This window comes from Natrarchaeobius halalkaliphilus (genome assembly GCF_003841485.1).
Classification (GTDB): Archaea; Halobacteriota; Halobacteria; order Halobacteriales; family Natrialbaceae; genus Natrarchaeobius; species Natrarchaeobius halalkaliphilus.
In genome coordinates this window covers 512,223-530,100 of the sequence record NZ_REFY01000001.1, presented here as the reverse complement: position 1 = coordinate 530,100, position 17,878 = coordinate 512,223, and the positions used below count along the sequence as shown (strand labels likewise).

14 protein-coding genes are annotated in these 17,878 nt (G+C 63.1%); 10 read left to right on the top strand and 4 right to left on the bottom strand.

Features of this window, described 5'->3' with window-relative positions; genetic code table 11:
• The first annotated feature begins 49 nt into the window (after positions 1 to 49).
• Positions 50 to 1,939: a CocE/NonD family hydrolase gene (locus EA462_RS02565; protein WP_124176995.1), complete on the top strand. Its 1,890-nt coding sequence runs from the start codon at positions 50 to 52 to the stop codon at positions 1,937 to 1,939.
• Positions 1,940 to 2,091: 152 nt separating this feature from the next.
• On the top strand, positions 2,092 to 2,517 hold the full coding sequence (locus EA462_RS02560) for a universal stress protein (RefSeq protein WP_124176994.1): 426 nt from the start codon (positions 2,092 to 2,094) through the stop codon (positions 2,515 to 2,517).
• 108 nt (positions 2,518 to 2,625) lie between these two features.
• Here EA462_RS02560 and EA462_RS02555 read toward each other — a convergent pair whose 3' ends face one another.
• A complete protein-coding gene (locus tag EA462_RS02555) occupies positions 2,626 to 3,384 on the bottom strand; it encodes a cyclase family protein (protein ID WP_124176993.1) in 759 nt (252 codons plus the stop codon).
• An 84-nt stretch (positions 3,385 to 3,468) separates the two neighbouring features.
• A complete protein-coding gene (locus EA462_RS02550) occupies positions 3,469 to 4,686 on the bottom strand; it encodes an RNA-guided endonuclease InsQ/TnpB family protein (protein ID WP_124176992.1) in 1,218 nt (405 codons plus the stop codon).
• Between the two features lie 328 nt (positions 4,687 to 5,014).
• Between EA462_RS02550 and EA462_RS02545 the strand changes: the two genes are divergently transcribed.
• Entirely contained in the window at positions 5,015 to 5,917 is a 903-nt protein-coding gene (locus EA462_RS02545) for an FAD binding domain-containing protein (protein ID WP_124176991.1), read from the top strand.
• A 6-nt stretch (positions 5,918 to 5,923) separates the two neighbouring features.
• On the top strand, positions 5,924 to 6,448 hold the full coding sequence (locus tag EA462_RS02540; protein WP_243641347.1) for a CoxG family protein: 525 nt from the start codon (positions 5,924 to 5,926) through the stop codon (positions 6,446 to 6,448).
• 80 nt (positions 6,449 to 6,528) lie between these two features.
• Here the strand turns inward: EA462_RS02540 and EA462_RS02535 are convergent, their stop codons facing one another.
• Together EA462_RS02535 and EA462_RS02530 are read right to left on the bottom strand one after the other, a co-directional pair.
• The gene (locus EA462_RS02535) at positions 6,529 to 9,024 is read right to left on the bottom strand and encodes a xanthine dehydrogenase family protein molybdopterin-binding subunit (RefSeq protein ID WP_124176990.1); all 2,496 of its coding nucleotides are present in this window, start codon (positions 9,022 to 9,024) and stop codon (positions 6,529 to 6,531) included.
• A gap of 2 nt (positions 9,025 to 9,026) precedes the next feature.
• Positions 9,027 to 9,551: a (2Fe-2S)-binding protein gene (locus EA462_RS02530; RefSeq protein ID WP_124176989.1), complete on the bottom strand. Its 525-nt coding sequence runs from the start codon at positions 9,549 to 9,551 to the stop codon at positions 9,027 to 9,029.
• 170 nt (positions 9,552 to 9,721) lie between these two features.
• Between EA462_RS02530 and EA462_RS02525 the strand changes: the two genes are divergently transcribed.
• The 6 genes from EA462_RS02525 to EA462_RS02500 all read left to right on the top strand — a co-directional run bounded on the left by EA462_RS02525 (position 9,722) and on the right by EA462_RS02500 (position 17,762).
• Positions 9,722 to 11,152 (top strand): dihydroorotase, encoded by a 1,431-nt coding sequence (locus tag EA462_RS02525; protein WP_124176988.1) that lies wholly within the window; start codon positions 9,722 to 9,724, stop codon positions 11,150 to 11,152.
• Between the two features lie 2 nt (positions 11,153 to 11,154).
• Positions 11,155 to 11,772, top strand: a complete 618-nt coding sequence (locus EA462_RS02520; RefSeq protein ID WP_124176987.1) for a nucleotidyltransferase family protein — start codon at positions 11,155 to 11,157, stop codon at positions 11,770 to 11,772.
• Positions 11,773 to 11,874: 102 nt separating this feature from the next.
• On the top strand, positions 11,875 to 12,639 hold the full coding sequence (locus EA462_RS02515; protein ID WP_124176986.1) for an IclR family transcriptional regulator: 765 nt from the start codon (positions 11,875 to 11,877) through the stop codon (positions 12,637 to 12,639).
• Between the two features lie 585 nt (positions 12,640 to 13,224).
• Positions 13,225 to 15,279, top strand: coding sequence for an excinuclease ABC subunit UvrB (gene uvrB / locus EA462_RS02510; RefSeq protein ID WP_124176985.1), 2,055 nt, complete (start codon positions 13,225 to 13,227; stop codon positions 15,277 to 15,279).
• An 85-nt stretch (positions 15,280 to 15,364) separates the two neighbouring features.
• The gene (locus EA462_RS02505; protein WP_124176984.1) at positions 15,365 to 16,780 is read left to right on the top strand and encodes an FAD-dependent oxidoreductase; all 1,416 of its coding nucleotides are present in this window, start codon (positions 15,365 to 15,367) and stop codon (positions 16,778 to 16,780) included.
• A 130-nt stretch (positions 16,781 to 16,910) separates the two neighbouring features.
• Complete coding sequence (locus EA462_RS02500; protein WP_124176983.1) at positions 16,911 to 17,762, top strand: RNA ligase family protein; 852 nt, start codon at positions 16,911 to 16,913, stop codon at positions 17,760 to 17,762.
• Positions 17,763 to 17,878 lie beyond the last annotated feature (116 nt).

The window sequence follows — 17,878 nt, the reverse complement described above, 5'->3', positions numbered from 1 at the left end:
CCTCACCCGGGGAATACACTCTTGGGCTTCGACTACATGGGTAGGCGTAATGGTCTCACACCCGGCGTACGCAGTCACGGCTGAGCTAGACGTATCGGTCGAAACCCGCGACGGTATCGAACTCGCGACGGACGTGTACCGTCCGGCCGATCCGGAAACCGGGGAACCGATCGACGAACCCAGACCTGCGCTACTCGACCGGACGCCGTACGGTAAACGCGGACGAATGGAACGTCACGGGCAGTGGTACGCAAAACGAGGGTACGTCGTCGCGATCCAGGATTGTCGCGGACGGTTCGACAGCGGCGGCGAGTACTACATTTTCGTCGACGAACCCGAGGACGGCTACGACACGGTCGAGTGGCTCGCCGGTCAGGAGTACTGTGACGGACAGGTCGGAACGTTCGGCACCTCCTACGGCGCGTGGGTTCAGACCGCACTCGCGACGCAGGATCCGCCACACCTCGAGGCGATGTTCGTCAACCAGGGGGCGGCGAACGGACGGGAGGCGACGTTCCGACACAACGGGGCCTTCGAACTCCGCTGGCTGTGCTGGGCGCTCACCCTGGGTGGCGGCTTCGCACAGCGTGCGCTTGAAGATACCGACGTCCAGCAGCGACTCGCCAACGTCGACGTTCGGGCCGTACTCGAGAACGGCCCCGTTCTGCCGGGACAGTCGCCGCTTCGGCACATCCCCGACTACGAGGAGTGGGCGTTCGATATCATGACCCGGGGTGGGGCGAACGACGAACTCTGGCAGGAACCCGGTGTCAACTTCGCGGCCTACTACGACGAGATGGCGGACGTTCCGACGGTCTACTCGGGCGCATGGTACGATTCGTACACGAAGGCGACCTGCGACAACTTCGAGGCGCTTGCCGAGCGTAAAGAGAGCGATCACTACCTGCTGATGGGACCCTGGACCCACGGCTGGAACACCTACCCGCTGCCCTCCTGGAACAAGTCCTACTCCGGCGAACTCGAGTTCGGAGAGCAGGCCCTTCGCGATTATCAGGAGACACGGCTCCGATTCTTCGATCACTATCTCAGGGGGGAGGATACCTGGAACGACCAGCCGCCGGTTCAGTACTTCCAGATGGGGACCGGCGACGGCTCGCGGACTCGGGACGGGCGACTCTTTCACGGCGGGGAGTGGCGCTCGAGCGAGGAGTGGCCGCTGGCGGAAACCGAGCGTCGGACCTATTACGTCCACGAGGACGGCCGTCTCTCGACGGACGAACCGACCGTCGAGGGGTCGTCGACGACCTACCGGTTCGATCCCCGGGATCCCGTTCCGACGATCGGCGGCAACTGCTCGTCGTACATCACCTACGAACAGCGCGACGAGCCGATCCTCGAGTATCCCCTGAGCGAGCGCAAAATGGAGGACATCACCGGCCGAGGCGGCTTCGATCAGCGAACCCGTCCCGATACGCTGGGTGCCGATGAACCCTACGGGCCGCTCGAGGAACGAACCGACGTGCTCGTCTACCGAACGCAGCCGCTCGAGGAAGATCTAGCAATCGCGGGTCCGATCCGGGTTCGAGTGTACGGCTCGACCGACGCGACGGATACAGACTTCACCGCGAAACTGATCGACGAGCACCCGCCCAGCGAGGAGTTTCCGAACGGCGCTGCGATCAACATCTCCGATTCGATCTGTCGGGGGAGGTTCCGTGGCTATCGCGACGAGCCCGACTTTCTCGAGCCGGGGGCGATCTACGAGTTCGAGATGGAGCCGTATCCGACGGCGAACGTGTTCAGGGCGGGTCACCGCGTCCGTCTCGACATCTCTTCGTCGAACTACCCGCGGTACGACGTCAACCACAACACCGGCGGTCCGCTCTACGGCGACCGCGAGTCCCAGGTCGCGACCAACACCGTCCATCACGACGCCGAGTACGCGACGCACGTCGAACTGCCCGTCCAACCGCGGTGAACGCGGCGCGCGAGCGGGAGTTCGAGGACCGCCGGTACGTTCCGTTCCGTTCCGGAGACCGAACTGTCCGCGTCGAACGACCTCGTTCGATTCGGGACTGTCGTGTCTCCTGTTGACAAAGCACTATCGGTCTCGGGCACGAACGTCCGAGCATGCCAACGCGCATTCTGGTTCCAGTTGACGGCTCCAAGCGATCCGACGACGCACTCGAGTACGCGATCGAAACGTTTCCCGACGCCGCGATCACCGTCTTACACGTCGTCGAGGCGGGACAGGGCGATCTCGGGACGTTCTCCGGCATGACCGGCGACGTTCCCGACGACGAACCCGAACTCCAGCATTCGACGGCGGTACTCGAGTCCGCTCGCGAGCGGGGTGAGAAACTCGGGGCGTCCATCGAAACCGAACGCGGTCGAGGACGGCCGGACCGACTGATCGTCAAGCGGGCTGAGGAGGGTGATTACGACATGGTCGTCATCGGCAGCCACGGTCGAGACGGCGTCGCTCGCGTTCTACTCGGGAGCGTCGCGGAGAAGATCGCTCGTCGGTCGCCGGTCCCGGTCCTCATCGTTCGATAGTCGCGAGGATCCCGCTCGGATCTTCTCGACCGTGACGACGGTCGGATCTCGAGCGGATCGCTTTCGAACGGATCTCGAGCGGCGGAGACCGCGTGCCAACCGAAGCCGCTACGCGAACGCGACGCACCGACAGACGCTGGATTCACCGCCGCGGAACCGCCACGGGAAGGTCCCGATCTGGACGCGCTCGTTGAGCAGTTCTTCGGGAACCTGGCCGTTTTCGACGTGGATGATTCCCTCCGGGAAGAGTTCGGTGTGCATCAGCTGATAGCCTTCCGGCGGGAAGATCTCGTCCAGATCGTCGACGCCGAAGTGGTCTCTGGCCTCCGCTGCGAGTTCCGGACGGATGTCGCGGATGACCGTGTTCATCGGGTGGTCTGCGCTCCCACAGTCGAGGATCAGGTAGTTGATGTCCATCTCCAGACACCACTCAGCGAACTCCGCGTTCGGCCCCGGATGTTTGCAGAAAAACCGGTGGGGATCCGCGTTCTCTTCGTGCCAGGCGTACTCCTGATATCCCGTGTGGATAAAGAGGATATCCCCCTCGCGAACGTCACAGACCTCCTCGATCATCTCGCTCGTGTAGACGTCGTAATCACCTACCTTCTCGGAGATATCCGCGACGACGGCGTCACCGACGAGTTCGTCCAGACCCACCTGTTCGATGTCCCGCCCGTGTGCGACGAAGTGCTTTTCGCCGTCGAGGTGAGTTCCGGTGTGGTTCATGAACTCGATCTTCTGCCCGTTGACTTTCTCCGTATCGAGGCTCTTTTCGTACCACACCTTGGGATTGTCGTAGGTGGGCCATGCTGGTGTATCCTGTGACCACGGCTGCGTCAGGTCGTACATCTCGTAGCCGTCGAGCATAGAGACACCATACGTAGCCGGTGTCTTAAACTTACGTAAATCGCCTCGGGGTCAAGCCCCGAGGCTTTCGCGTGGACTCCCGTTCTATGCCTCAGTAGAGGCAGGGGGTACGTACTCCCCGCTCACGTTCAGCGTCCCGCGATTCAAGCGCACATCTACGGGTGCGCCTCCATCGCCTGCGTTTTGCCTGCGACGGAGATACTGCAAACCGATGTTCTTCGAGGCGTTGTAGTCGGCGTGGTTCTCATACCCGCACTTCTGACACTCGAACGATTCACCCGACCGATTGGCGTCGTGGGTAAACCCACACGTCGAGCACCGCTTCGACGTGTTGCGCGGGTCAACCTGTACGGCTTCGACACCGTGTTCCTCGGCTTTGTATTCGACGTACTCGTAGAGGCGTCGGAACGCCCAGACGTGTTGCCACGTCGCCTCGGGAATGTTCTCCCGAATGTAGGTCAAGTCCTCAAACACGATGTGCGAACAATCGTTCTCGACGGCCTCCTTGATGAGCTCGTTCGCTACCGTGTGTAGGTGGATCTCGAAGCGTCCATATTCTTTCCGCCCAACGCTCTCGATGTTTTTGTGGGTCTGGCGAGAGCCACACTGCTGGAGCGATCCACGGCGTTTCTCGTACTCTCGACGCCAGTGGTTGAACTCGTCTGCCGACCAAAATCGACCCGTCGATGCAACGGCGAGGTTGTTGACGCCTAAATCCACACCAAGGACTGTTCTGTGCTTGGATTTGGATTCAGGCGATTCATCGTTTGCTTCGACTTTCCGCATTGAGGCGTGGAGGTACCAGTTGCCGTCGCGGTACTGGAGGTGGGCCATCCGAAACTCGAAGTCCTCGTCGGAGACGTACTTGGTCGGCGGTGTCTCTGAGTTGTCGGGAAGGATATAGTCGCACTCAACGCGCCCGTCTACGGTCGAAAGAGAAACGTGGTCGCGGTGGAACGTCGCACTCCGCTTGTCGTACACCGCGCTGTCTGCTGAGAAGTGCGGTTGCGACGTGTTCTCACCACGTTTGAGGCGTTCGACTCCGCTTTTGACGGCTTCAACCGCTCTGCGAATGCCTTTCTGGACGAGGTTCGCGGTGAGGTCGGTTTCGTCGCGGAGTCGGTCGTAGAGGGCGCGTTCGGCTTTGGCTTTTGAGGTGACGTGGTAGCCGTCGTCGCCGTGCCAGCACCACTCGCTGGCGGTGTTGGCGCAGTGTTTGAACTGCTCGACAGTCTCTCGAAGGGAGCCGTCGGCTCCTTCAGGAGTGTCGAGCTTGATGACGGCGGTGCGACGGTATTCCACTGTGTTTTCACATATACCGTCTATGTTACTTATACGTTGGGGGAGTCGGTCAGCCATTGTAACGTGGTTTGTCTCATCAAGTGTCGGCTTCCTCCCCGACCTCAAGGGTCGGGGCATCCGCCTCGTACCGCCTGTGAACTGGACGTATCCACACCACTTCCAAAATGTCTGATTATTTATATTGAACAACACTTATTAGTACGGTTGGAAAAACCTTACAGTGTCTGTGTGAACGTCACATGATCACCCGTATCACTCCCCAGTATCGTTCCAGGGTCGCACGTCGACTGCCCCCCGTCGAACCGCCGTTTCACCGCTCCGATACTCCATGAAGCCCGCGCCGTTTACCCACCACCGACCCGACACCGTCGAGGACGTCCTCGAGTTACTCGCGGAGCTCGAGGAGGCGGAGTTGCTCGCCGGGAACCAATCGCTCGGGATCGTGATGGCCAACCGACTCGCGACGCCGGATCACCTGATCGATCTGAACGGCGTGGACGAACTGGCCGGTATCGACGTGACCGACGGCGTCGTCCGAATCGGCGCGATGACGCGCCACCGGACGCTCGAACGTTCTGATCGTCTCGCCTCCGTTCTCCCGATGGTTCCCGAGGCCGCCGAGCAGATCGCCGGCCCGTCGGTGCGCAATCAGGGGACGCTCGGCGGCAGCATCGGTGAGGCGGACCCCGCTGGCAACTATCCCGCGGCCCTGATCGCCCTCGACGGCAGCCTCCACCTGCGGTCGCTCGAGGGCCGGCGCGACGTCCCGGCCGAGGAGTACTTCATCGCGTACATGTTCACCGAACTCCGCGAGGATGAACTGATCGAGTCCGTCTCGATCCAGACCGACCCGTTCCCGCCTGAACGAACGGGGATGGCGTTTCTCGAACTGAAGCGAGCGGCCCAGACCTGGCCGACCGTCAGCGCTGCCACGGCGTTACGCGTCGACGATCCGACCGCCGCCGATCCGATCGTCGAGGACGTCCGCATCGCGCTGGCCAACGCCGCCGACGTGCCGCTTCGCGTCGAAGACGCCGAAGCCGTCCTCGAGGGGGAGCCGATGACCGAGTCGGGACTCGATGAGGTGGCCGAACTCGTCACTGCGGCGGTGATGCCCGAAGGGGAGATGCACGCCGACCGGGAGTACAAAGAGAACGTGGCCGGCGAGTACGCACGCCGGTCGCTCGAAACGTCGTACCAACGCGCAGTACACACCGCGGATGGTGTCTAGATCACTATGTTAGAATTTAGCGGCGAAAACGAGATGGAACAGTCGAGAGAAGAACTCTGGCCGTACTTTACCGATCCGGACGTCCTCGCGGAGTGTGCGCCGGGCTGTACGGAAATGGTCCTCGAGTCCCCCCACGAGATAACGGCCGTGCTGGCGGTCGGCGTCGGGAGCGTCAAACCGGAGTTCAACGTCGATGCGATCGTCACGCGGCTCGAACACCCGGAGTTACTGGAGCTGAAAGCCGAGGGGAACGCGCCGCGAAACGAGTTCGAGCTGACCGCGACGATGGAGATGATCGGGAGAGACGATGGCGGGACGACCGTCGCCTGGCAGGCGAACGCGGACGTCTCGGGAACGATCGTCAGTCTCGGCGGGCGGGCGCTACAGAGCGTGACGAACCGACTGGTCAAGAAGTACTTCGCTGACATGCAAGCCGCCGTCGAGTCCGGCGAGGGTGCCGAGTCGAAACTCGAGACCGCACCGCAGGAGGTCCTCGAGGACGTCGACACCGACCTGGAAGAAGCGGCGTGAGCTGGCGGTTGGAGTTTCGCGGTCGCGGTGCCGTTTTTGTATAGCAGAAGATGTCAGGACCGACTCGAGCGAACGCTCGGTTACTCTCGGTCTCGAACCTGTCTCAGGAGGTGGTCCGGCGCGACGGGGATTCGGTCCGCGGGTTCGTCGAGTCCCAGCGGCTCGAGCGCCGCGTTGATCGAGGTGGCGATGCTCGCGGGCGCGTCGATCATGCCGCCCTCTCCGACGCCTTTGGCACCGGTCTCCGTGTAGGGCGACGGCGTCACGGTGTGTTCCATCTCGATCTCCGGGATGGTTTCGATCGAGGGCAACAGGTAATCGAACAGGGTTATCGCCTGGGGCTGGCCGTCGTCTTCGTACCCGAACTCCTCGAGCAGGGCCGCGCCGATCCCCTGTGCGATGCCGCCGTGGGCCTGTCCCTCGACGATCGTCGGGTTGAGCATCGTTCCGCAGTCGCGGACGGTGTGAAACGTTAGAATCTCGACCTCGCCGGTCTCGACGTCGACCTCGACGATGGGGGCGTTCGCTCCGAATGCGGCCGTCGGATACACCGGATACTTCTTCGTGAACGCTTCGTCGAACTCCGCGCGGTCGGTTGCGGGGTGGTCGTAGTCGTAGCTCACCGACGTGAGTCGCTCGTCGCGCCCGGCGTCGAGTTCGGCCAGCTCCGCGAGCGAACGCGTCTCCCCGGTGTCGACTCGCTCGACGACGCCGTCGCGGTAGGTGACGTCGTCGGTCGCACACTCCCAGCTTTCGGCTGCGAGTTCCTCGGCGCGGTCGATCAGCCGTCTCGCAACGCCGACCGTCGCCCCCGAGAGCATGACCGCCATCCGCGATGCGGCGCTTCCGTACTCCGTCGGCGCGTCGACGCTGTCGAGGTAGTCGACGTCGATGTCGCTCGGGAGGATCTCGAGTTCGTCGGCGAGCAGTTGCGAGACGAGCGTCTGGTGGCCCTGCCCCGACGAGTCGGTCGCCAGGAACGCCCGGACGGTCCCGTCCGGGCGGAGTTCGGCGCGCAGGTGCTCGGGGAGCTCTTCGACCTCGCCTCGGGATCGGTCCTCGAGTTCGTCGCGGTCGGATCGCTGTCGGTCGGTCCAGTCGGAGCCGCTGACGCCCGGTTCGATGATGACGCTCGGCTGGACGCCCCGGTACTTTCCTTGCTCGCGTTTGGCCTCGACGACGGCGGGATCGAGCAGGCCGCCGTCGCGTTCGTCGTCGATGATCTCCTCGATTCGGTCGAGCGTCGCGGGGTAATCCCCGGAGTCGTAGACGTTCTTCGAGGGCAGGGTGTAGGGCATCTGCTCGGGCTCGATCAGATTGCGTCGTCGGAACTCCGTTGGATCCATTCCGATCTCGCGGGCCGCTTCGTCGACGATCATCTCGAGGGCGTAGATGTGTGGATCGACTCCGAACCCGCGGTAGGCGGTCTGGGAGGTCTTGTTCGTCAACGCGAGTTCGTACTCGTAGACGACGTCGTCGATCTCGTAGGAGTTGGTGAGCACCGACAGCGGCTTCAGGACCTGATTGACCGGGTACCGCGGGAAGGCCCCGAAGTCGTCGACGAACCAGACGTCGAGGCCGCGCATCGTGCCGTCGTCGTCGACGGCCATTCGGACCTCGTACTCTCGATCGGAGCAGTGGACGTCACCACCCTGGAGGTTCTCGATCCGGTCTTCGACGAACTTCACCGGGCGCTCGAGTTCCTTGCTCGCCATCGCGGCCAGACAGCAATAGCGGTGGATGGCGATCTTCGTGCCGTAGCTCCCCCCGACATCGGCCGGGACGCTCACTCGGACGTCGTCCGCGTCGTAGCCAAGGGTCTCGTAGATCGTGTCGTCGACGAGCGTGTGCAACTGGATGTTACAGTCGATGTCGAAGCTGTCGGTCTCCTCGTCGTACGACGCGACGACGCCCGCGGTCTCGAGTGGCACGCCCGAAATGCGACCCCAGGAGTACTCTCCGGTGACGACGTGGTCTGCGTCCTCGAAAGCGGCGTCGGGATCACCGAACGCGATCCGCTCGCCGTCGACGACGTTCGTCCCGACGGACTCGTGGACGACGACCTCGTCCTCGCGGGCGGCCAGCCCGTCCGCGACCGCAGGCTTCGGGTCGTACTCGACGTCGACCAGATCGGCGGCGTCCTCGGCGACGTAGCGGTTCGTCGCGACCACGGCGGCGACGGGTTCGCCCACGAATCTGGCCGTCTCACCCGCGAGCGACCACTCCTCGAGACGTCGGACGTCGCCGCCGTCGGTTTCGACCTTCGGGATGCCCGTCGGCATCGGGTTGTACTCGGCTTCGATATCGTCGGCAGTGATGACCAGTTCGCACTCCGGATGGGCTTCGGCGTCGCTGGTGTCGATCGAGACGATATCCGCGTGGGCGTGCATGCTGCGGACGAGCGCCATGTGCAGACACCGGTCCGGCGTGATATCGTGGACGTACTCGGCTTCGCCGGTCAGAATCCGATGATCCTCGACCCGGGGAAGGCCCGTTCCGGTGAACGATTCCGTCCCCGCGTCGATCGATTCGGCGTCCGCGTCAACGCCGGTCTCGGGCGGTTGTGATCTGGACATCGTTACTCCTCCGATCCCGTCTCGGCGGTCAGCTTCTCACCGGCGCGTTCGACCGCATCGTAGATGTTCTGATAGCCCGTACACCGACAGATGTTGCCGGCCAGTCCCGTCTGGATCTCCTCACGGGTGGGGTCCGGGTTCTCCTCTAACAGCTCCTTCGTCGCCATGACGAACCCGCTCGTACAGAACCCACACTGAAGCGCGTGAGTCTCGTGAAAGGCCTCCTGTATCGGGTGGAGAGAGCCGTCGTCGTCGAGCCCCTCGACCGTCTCGATCGCCGCTCCGTCCGCCTGAACCGCATACGAGAGACAGCTCTTTACCGTTCGGTCGTCCTGCTGGACGGTACAGGCACCACAGACGCCGTGTTCACAGCCGACGCGAACGCCGTGGAGACCGCAGACGTCCCGGAGAAAATCGGAGAGCTTGAGCCGCGGTTCGACCGTCGCGGTGACGGCCCGGCCGTTGACGGTCACGGTGATCTCTTCGGTTACTGGACCGTCGTACTCCCCTGTGCTATCCGTACTCATGGAACACGTAGTACGTCTCTCGAGTGAGACATAAACGTTGTGCCGCGTCCGGTGCGCGAACTGGATCGACCGTCAGCGCTCGGCGTTCCCGGTGGTCGATGACGGCTACGGCTTCGAGGGTCGGACGCCAGACGGGGTACACTCAAGTAGATAGCCGAGAGTGGGGACGTATGGTCGAATCGACTGTAGACCTCCGAGTGACCAACGCACGGGTCGTCACGCCGGCAGGAACGATCAGCGGCGGCGTCGCGGCGAACGACGGAACCATCGTCGGCGTCGGTACCGAATCGAACCTCCCCGAAGCGGATCACGAGATCGATGCCGAGGGGAACTATCTGATCCCCGGCTTCATCGATCCGCACGTCCACTGGGGCCTCTCGCGTTACGAGTTCGACTACCACGAGGGCCTCGAGCACGATTTCGAGACCGAAACGAGGGGTGCCATCCACGGCGGCGTAACGACCGTCGTCAACTTCCTCCTCCAGAAGGAACCGTATCTGCCGGATATGGAGTTCTTCAAGCGCGCGGGTGAAGAGAACTCCTACATCGACTTCGCCTACCACGCGATCGTCCATCAGGACCACCACGTCGAGGAGATCGAAGACCTCGCCGCCGAGGGGATCCGCTCGTACAAGATCTTCTTCAACTGGTATAAAAATGCATCGCCCGAACTCGGTATCGATCACTCCGATGCGGGCGGCGTCTACAGGGTGTTGGACACGGTTTCGGATATTCCAAACGGCGTCGTCATGTTCCACGCCGAGAACGAGGACCTCGCGATCGAGCGACGCAAGGAACTCAAAGCGGAGGGTCGAAACGACCTCAAGGCCTGGAGCGAGTCGGCACCGAACATCTGCGAGGCGATGCAGATCGAACAGATCGGTCGGCTGACAGAGTACACGGACTCGAGAGCGTACATCGTCCACATGAGCACGGGCGAGGGCGTCGACATCTGCGAGCGGTTTCAAGATCGGGGTGTCAACCTCCACGCAGAGACGCTTCCCGCCTTTCTCAGTCACACGAACGAACGGGAAGACCTCGGCGTCTGGGGCAAGATCTCGCCGCCCCTTCGGGGCGAGGAAAGCACCAAACGCCTCTGGGAGGGACTCCGAACCGGCGTCGTCGACTACGTCGGAACCGATCACTGTCCGCACAAGATCGAGTTCAAAGAGAAGGATACGGGCAAGCACGGCGACATCTGGGACGCGATCCCCGGCGACAACAACGGAATCGAGTACTTCCTCCCCGTGATGATGAGCGAAGGCGTCAACGAAAACCGCATCAGCGTGGAGCGGCTGGTCGAAGTCTGTTCGGAAAACAACGCCAAACGCTGGGGGCTCTACCCGCGAAAGGGCGCCCTCGTTGAGGGCTCCGACGCCGACATGGTCATCGTCGACCTGGACAAAAGCACGGTCGTCGACGACGACTTCTATCACACGATGGAGCCCGGCTACTCGACGTTCCACGGCGAGGAACTGACCGGACTACCCACCCACACCATCGTCGGCGGCGAGGTCGTCGTCGAGGACGGAGAACTGCGTGCCGAACCGGGCGGCCGGAACTACCTCCCGCGCGGTCCCGAGGGTGTTTCCCTCGAGTGACGATGGGTGAGATCGTCGGAATCGTGCTGGCGGGCGGTCTCGGTACGCGATTCGAGGACGGAAACAAGCTGCTCGCGACGGTCGACGGCGAGCCGGTCGTCCGCCACGCCGCTCGAACGCTCGCGGTCCCGGCGGTCGAGTACACGATCGCGGTCCTCGGCCACGACGCCCGGACCGTCGGGCAGGCGGTTTCGGCCGACGTCGAGGAGACCGTCTCGAACCCGGACTTCGCGGAGGGCCAGAGCGCGTCGGTCCGCGCCGGCACGCGAGCGGCCCGCGAGCGTGACGCCGACGCCGCGATCTTCCTGCCGGGTGATATGCCCCGCGTCGACCCGGAAACCGTGACGCGGGTCGTCGAGACCTACCGATCGGACGGCGGCGAGGTCGTCGTTCCGTCGTTCGACGGGAAACGGGGCAATCCGGTGCTCTTCGACGGGACCTGCTTTGCGGAGTTGCTCGAGCTGTCGGGCGACACCGGCGGACGGGCGTTGTTCGACGCCGCAGACGTTCGCCGCGTCGCCGTCGACGATCCCGGAATTCACCGGGACGTCGATACGGTCGCCGATCGAGCGCGTCTGGATCGCCTCGAGTCCGACGGCACCGATCCCGATCCCCGCTGACCGTCTTTCTCGGCGTCCGTCGATTCGTCCGGTCGGACCTCCATTCATACCTTCCGTTCCACGATGCTGAACACTTATGGCGATCGAATCCATCGTTATGGTATGGCAAAACACGACAGGGGCGAGATACAGGCCGTCGCTCGAGCGTTCGGCATCGTCGAAACGCTGACCGAACTCGACGGGGCGGGCGTCTCCGAACTGGCGAGAGCGGTCGAGTTACCGAAGAGCACCGTTCACAACCACTTGCGGACGTTAGAACGAACCGAGTACGTCGTCCGCGAGGACGGCGAGTACCGGACGGGACTGAAGTTCCTCCAGATCAGCGAAACCGCGCGCAACCAGCACGAACTGTATCAGGTCGCCCGGCCCGAGGTCGATCACCTGGCCGAAAAAACGGGCGAGATCTCCGCGCTCCTGACCGAGGAACACGGCCGCGGCGTCTTTCTCTACCGGAGCCGCGGATCGGAAGCTGCCCGGATCGATACCCGCATCGGTGATCGAGTACCGATTCACTGTACGGCCCTCGGAAAGGCCGTCCTGGCGTTTCTCCCCGATGACCGACAGGACGAGATCATCGACCGACACGGGCTCACCGCCGTCAACGCGAACACGATCACCGATCCCCGGACTCTCGCGGAAGAACTCGAGTTGATCCGGGAGCGAAAGATCGCCTACGACGACGAGGAGCGTCTGAACGGCTTACGGAGCGTCGCCGCACCCATTCTCTCGGGCTCCGGAGCGGTGATCGGCTCCATCAGCGTCGCCGGACCGACGCACCGAATGCAAGGCGAGCGCTTCGAAACGGACCTCCCCGAGACGGTACTGGGTATCGCGAACGTCATCGAACTCACGCTCGAGCACGCCTGAGGCGTTCGACGATACTGAACGATCGTTCGCTTCTCGAGGTCGTCACCAGCGATTATTCGCGGCTACGACACGTTCTCCGGCCGTATCTGCCCGTTTACGGATGTATGGGTGTAATTCATGCCGAGCAGTTCGGCGGCAATACCTGTCTCCCTCAATACATATGGCTTAACAACCTACTTGCCAAACTCATATGGAAATTGGTATTTAATAGTGATTGTTTACCCGGCCATCGTAGTTGATCATTTTCCACCAGTACGGTCCTGAATTCGATTCTGTCGCTAATAACTCACTATTTTAATAGATATGGTTCTTTTGGCATTATTCTCTCCAATAATCAAACTCTATGCACTAATACTCCTTGATCTAATCCGTCCCGGTTTCGATCTGTCACCAAGTCCATAATTATGGCCTCCCCCTTCTGGTGATAATAAATCACTATTATAGTATGCCTGTATAATTGGTATTTATGAACCGACGTTCGGTTTGTTGCTGAGACGGTTCTGACGTAACCATAGCTGGTTCTCGATTCCCCTCCAACGGACAAGCGTGTCCGTGAAGTACGTGGGGCCCATACCGCGGACAACCGTGACCGACACTCGAGGCCCGCTCCAGCCGGACCGTCCCGACGTCGATCATCCCTTCGAGGTCGACGCGCCGTTCGACCCGGCAGGGGATCAGCCGACCGCGATCGACGAGCTGGCGGACGGGTTTCATTCGGCCGAAACCGAGCAGACGCTCCTCGGCGTCACCGGCTCGGGCAAGACCAACACCGTCTCCTGGCTGATCGAGGAGGTCCAGAAGCCGACGCTGGTCATCGCTCACAACAAGACGCTCGCGGCCCAGCTCTACGAGGAGTTTCGGAACCTCTTCCCGGAGAACGCCGTCGAGTACTTCGTCTCGTACTACGACTACTACCAGCCCGAGGCGTACGTCGAACAGACCGACACCTACATCGACAAGGACGCCTCGATCAACGACGAGATCGATCGTCTGCGCCACTCCGCGACGCGCTCGCTTTTGACCCGCGAGGACGTCATCGTCGTCGCGTCGGTGTCGGCCATCTACGGCCTCGGTGATCCGCGCAACTACGTCGATATGTCCCTGCGTCTCGAGGTCGGTGAGGCGGTCGGCCGCGACGACCTGCTCGGACGCCTGGTCGATCTGAACTACGAACGAAACGACGTCGACTTCACGCAGGGAACGTTCCGCGTCAGGGGCGACACGGTCGAAATCTATCCGATGTACGGCCGCTACGCCGTCCGCGTCGAACTCTGGGGCGACGAGATCGATCGGATGGTCAAAGTCGACCCCCTCGAGGGCGAAACCAAGGGCGAACAGCGAGCCGTCCTGATCCACCCGGCGGAGCACTACTCGATTCCGGAGGCGAAACTCGAGCGTGCGATGGACGAGATCCGCGACGATCTCGACTCCCGAATCAGCTACTTCGAGCGCCAGGGGGACATGATCGCCGCCCAGCGCATCGACGAACGGACGACGTTCGATCTCGAGATGATGGCCGAAACGGGCTATTGCTCGGGCATCGAGAACTACTCCGTCTACCTCTCGGATCGCGACTCCGGCGACGCGCCGTACACGCTGTTGGATTACTTCCCCGAGGACTTCCTGACCGTCATCGACGAGTCCCACCAGACGCTTCCCCAGATACGCGGCCAGTACGCGGGCGACAAATCCAGAAAGGATTCGCTGGTCGAAAACGGGTTTCGACTGCCGACGGCCTACGACAACCGCCCGCTGACGTTCGAGGAGTTCCAGGAGGAGACGGACCGGACGCTCTACGTGAGCGCAACGCCGGGAGACTACGAGCGCGAGCACTCGTCCCACATCGCCGAACAGATCGTTCGACCGACGCACCTGGTCGATCCGGCGGTCGAAATCTCTCCGGCGAGCGGACAGATCGACGATCTGCTGGACCGCATCGACGACCGCGTCGACCGCGACGAGCGGATCCTCGTCACGACGCTGACGAAACGGATGGCCGAGGATCTGACCGAGTATCTCGAGGAATCCGGCGTCGCCGTCGAGTACATGCACGACGAAACCGACACGCTAGAGCGCCACGAACTCGTCCGCGGACTCCGCCTCGGTGAGTTCGACGTGCTCGTCGGGATCAACCTCCTTCGGGAGGGGCTTGACATCCCCGAGGTCTCGCTCGTCGCGATTCTGGACGCCGACCAGGAGGGCTTCCTGCGAAGCGAGACGACGCTGGTCCAGACGATGGGACGGGCCGCGCGCAACGTCAACGGCGAGGTCGTCCTCTACGCCGACGACGTCTCGAACGCGATGGAGTCCGCGATCGACGAAACCCGACGGCGGCGCGAGATTCAACGGGAGTACAACGACGAACACGGCTTCGAACCGACCACGATCGACAAGGACGTCAGCGAGGCCAACCTTCCCGGCTCGAAAACGGACACGTCGTCCGTCTCGGGTCGCTCGCTCGAGGACGACGACGAGGCCGCTCGATACGTTTCGGAGCTCGAAACCCGGATGGAGGAGGCAGCGGGCAACCTCGAGTTCGAACTCGCCGCGGACATCCGCGATCGGATCCGCGAGGTTCGCGAGGAGTTCGAACTCGACGGCGGGGACGAGGGAGTCGCTCCGCCGGCCGAGGAGTTTTGAACGCGGCCAGCGTCGCCGTCCCGGCTTCGCCCTTCCACCGACCCGTACCAGACGTACTAAGGCGTTTCCAGCCGACAGTGACGCCATGACCGAGACGTTCGTGGTCGTCGGCGGCGACGCGGCGGGGATGTCCGCGGCGAGCAAGGCAAAACGCGACGATCCGGACCTCGAGGTCGTCGTCTTCGAACGCGGCCAGTGGGTTTCCTACGGTGCCTGCGGGCTCCCCTACTACGTCAAAGGCGAGATCCAGTCGCTCGAGTCCCTCGTCTCGGTGACGCCCGAGGAGTTCCGCGAGGAGCGCGATATCGACCTTCGAACGGGACACGACGTCGTCGACATCGATCCCGACGACGGGACGGTCACGGCCGACGCCGACTCGGGCTCGACCGTCCAGTCGTACGACCACCTCCTGATCGCGACGGGAGCGAGCGCCGTCGTCCCCCCGATCGACGGAACCGATCGAGAGGGCGTCTACACGCTCGGATCGATGAGCGACGGGAAGGAACTCCGCGAGTACGTCGCGAGAGCGCGCGACGGCGAGTCCCTCCAACAACCCGACCGCGGGCCAGCGTGTCGGTATCTCGAGGAGTGTAACGGCCCCGTCGCGGTCGTCGGCGGCGGCTACATCGGAATCGAGATGGCCGAAGCGCTGGCTGCGAACGAGTTCGAAGTCACCCTCTTCCAGCGGAGCGATCGGGTTCTGAAGGGATTCAGCGGCCCGACCAGTGAAGCGGTTGCGGACCACCTCCGAGAACAGGGCGTCGACCTTCGCCTCGAGGCGGAGGTCCGAGAGGTCACCGGTGGACCGAGCGTCGACGCCGTCGTCACCGAGGAGGATCGGGTCCCGGTCGAGATGGCCCTGCTCGGAACCGGCGTTCGACCCCGGACGGCCCTGGCTGCGGACGCCGGTATCGAACTCGGTGAAACGGGGGCGATCGAAACCGACGCGTTCCGCGAGACGAACGTCTCCGACGTCTACGCGGCGGGCGACTGCGCCGAGGCGACACACGTCGTGACGGGCGATCCGGCGTACGTTCCCCTCGCGCTGACCGCCAATCGCCACGGTCGCGCGGTCGGACAGACCGTGACCGGAACGCCGACCGAGGGTGGCGACATCGCCGGAACGGCGGCGGTCAAAGCCTTCGATATCGAGGCCGCTCGAACGGGGGTTCTGGACCACGACACCGCTCGAGACGCCGGATTCGATCCGCTCACCGAAACCGTCACCGCGAAATCGCGCGCCGGCTACTACCCCGAGGGCGGCACCGTCACGATCACGCTGTCCGCCGATCGGGAGTCCGGCCGCGTTCTCGGCGCGAGTCTCGTCAGCGAGTACGGCGAAGGCGCGGTCCACCGGAGTCACGCGATCGTTGCGGCGCTGCAGGAAGGGGCAACCGTCTCGGATCTCGAGAACTACGATCTGGCGTACGCTCCGCCGTTCAACAGCACGTGGGATCCCGTCCTCGTCGCGGCGAAAGTACTCGCCGGCAGCCTCGAGTGAGCGGATTTCCGTCCATCGTTCGACCGCACGAATATGGCCCCCGGTCCACCGCTCTATCCTACGGATCGCTCACTCAGAGCGCCACCGCGGAACAAGAGGTAAATGCGACTGCGATCGTAGTCGATACGTCTTGAACTATCCCGCTGTTCCGCCCGCTTCGGAAACGCCCGAGCTCTTCGAGGAGGGACACCTCTGGCTCCTCGAGAAAATCGACGGAGCACCCCTCCGATTTCGCCTCCAGCAGTCCGGCCTTATTCGGTTTGGTGACCGAAACCGCTGGTACGAGGACCCGGGGGCTGTACCCGAACCGTATCAACACGCGGTTCGACACGTTCGGGCGAACCTCCGCCGGGACCAGCTTCGAACCGCGATCGAGGACGTAGAGGCGGTCGTTTTCTTCGGCGAAGCGACGCACAAACACGCGATCGAGTACGAGTGGGACCGATTGCCATCGTTTCTCGGCTTCGACGTCCGGTCGGCCCGGACGAACGCGTTCTACCCCCCGGATATCGCGGACCAGATCTTCGAACGGATCGGCCTCCGGCCCGTAAACGCCGTCGAGCGCGAACGCCGCGCCCGGGACTTCGACCCCGATTCGTACACCGTCCCGCGGTCGAACTGGTACGACGGCCCCGCAGAGGGTGTCGTCATCCGGAACAAGCGAGGCGGCCGTGCGACACTCACCCATCCCTCGTTTCGGGAGGCCGCGGAACCACCGCCGCTCGAGCAGTCCGCGTCAGCGCTGGCGACGACGCACGCGACCCGACGGCGACTCGAGTCACTCGCACAAACCCGTACAGATCGACATCGGTCCGTTACTGCCGATACGCTCGTCGAACTCGTTCTCGAGGAGATCGTCCGGCGGGAGCACGATCGACTGTTTCTCGGGAACGACTCCGTCGAGATGGCGGCGCTCCGGTCGGCTGTCACCGGACAGGTCAGACCGTTTCTCGAGACCTATTGGGAATCTCGAAACCGCTGATCGCCGAGACGCCATCTCCGCGGCTGGTCGCCGTCCGTCACACTCGAGGCGAACACGTTGACGATCGAACCTCCGCTCGAGAGGAAACCGAAGAACGGAGACTCGAGGCGGAGGAA

Bases quoted from the DNA above. Each gene is read 5' to 3' on its own strand.
- EA462_RS02535 (WP_124176990.1), bottom strand. From the start codon at position 9,024: ATGTCCAGATCACAACCGCCCGAGACCGGCGTTGACGCGGACGCCGAA.
- EA462_RS02530 (WP_124176989.1), bottom strand. From the start codon at position 9,551: ATGAGTACGGATAGCACAGGGGAGTACGACGGTCCAGTAACCGAAGAG.
- EA462_RS02545 (WP_124176991.1), top strand. From the start codon at position 5,015: ATGAAGCCCGCGCCGTTTACCCACCACCGACCCGACACCGTCGAGGAC.
- EA462_RS02565 (WP_124176995.1), top strand. From the start codon at position 50: ATGGTCTCACACCCGGCGTACGCAGTCACGGCTGAGCTAGACGTATCG.
- EA462_RS02515 (WP_124176986.1), top strand. From the start codon at position 11,875: ATGGCAAAACACGACAGGGGCGAGATACAGGCCGTCGCTCGAGCGTTC.
- EA462_RS02525 (WP_124176988.1), top strand. From the start codon at position 9,722: ATGGTCGAATCGACTGTAGACCTCCGAGTGACCAACGCACGGGTCGTC.
- EA462_RS02555 (WP_124176993.1), bottom strand. From the start codon at position 3,384: ATGCTCGACGGCTACGAGATGTACGACCTGACGCAGCCGTGGTCACAG.
- EA462_RS02520 (WP_124176987.1), top strand. From the start codon at position 11,155: ATGGGTGAGATCGTCGGAATCGTGCTGGCGGGCGGTCTCGGTACGCGA.
- EA462_RS02540 (WP_243641347.1), top strand. From the start codon at position 5,924: ATGTTAGAATTTAGCGGCGAAAACGAGATGGAACAGTCGAGAGAAGAA.
- EA462_RS02505 (WP_124176984.1), top strand. From the start codon at position 15,365: ATGACCGAGACGTTCGTGGTCGTCGGCGGCGACGCGGCGGGGATGTCC.
- EA462_RS02560 (WP_124176994.1), top strand. From the start codon at position 2,092: ATGCCAACGCGCATTCTGGTTCCAGTTGACGGCTCCAAGCGATCCGAC.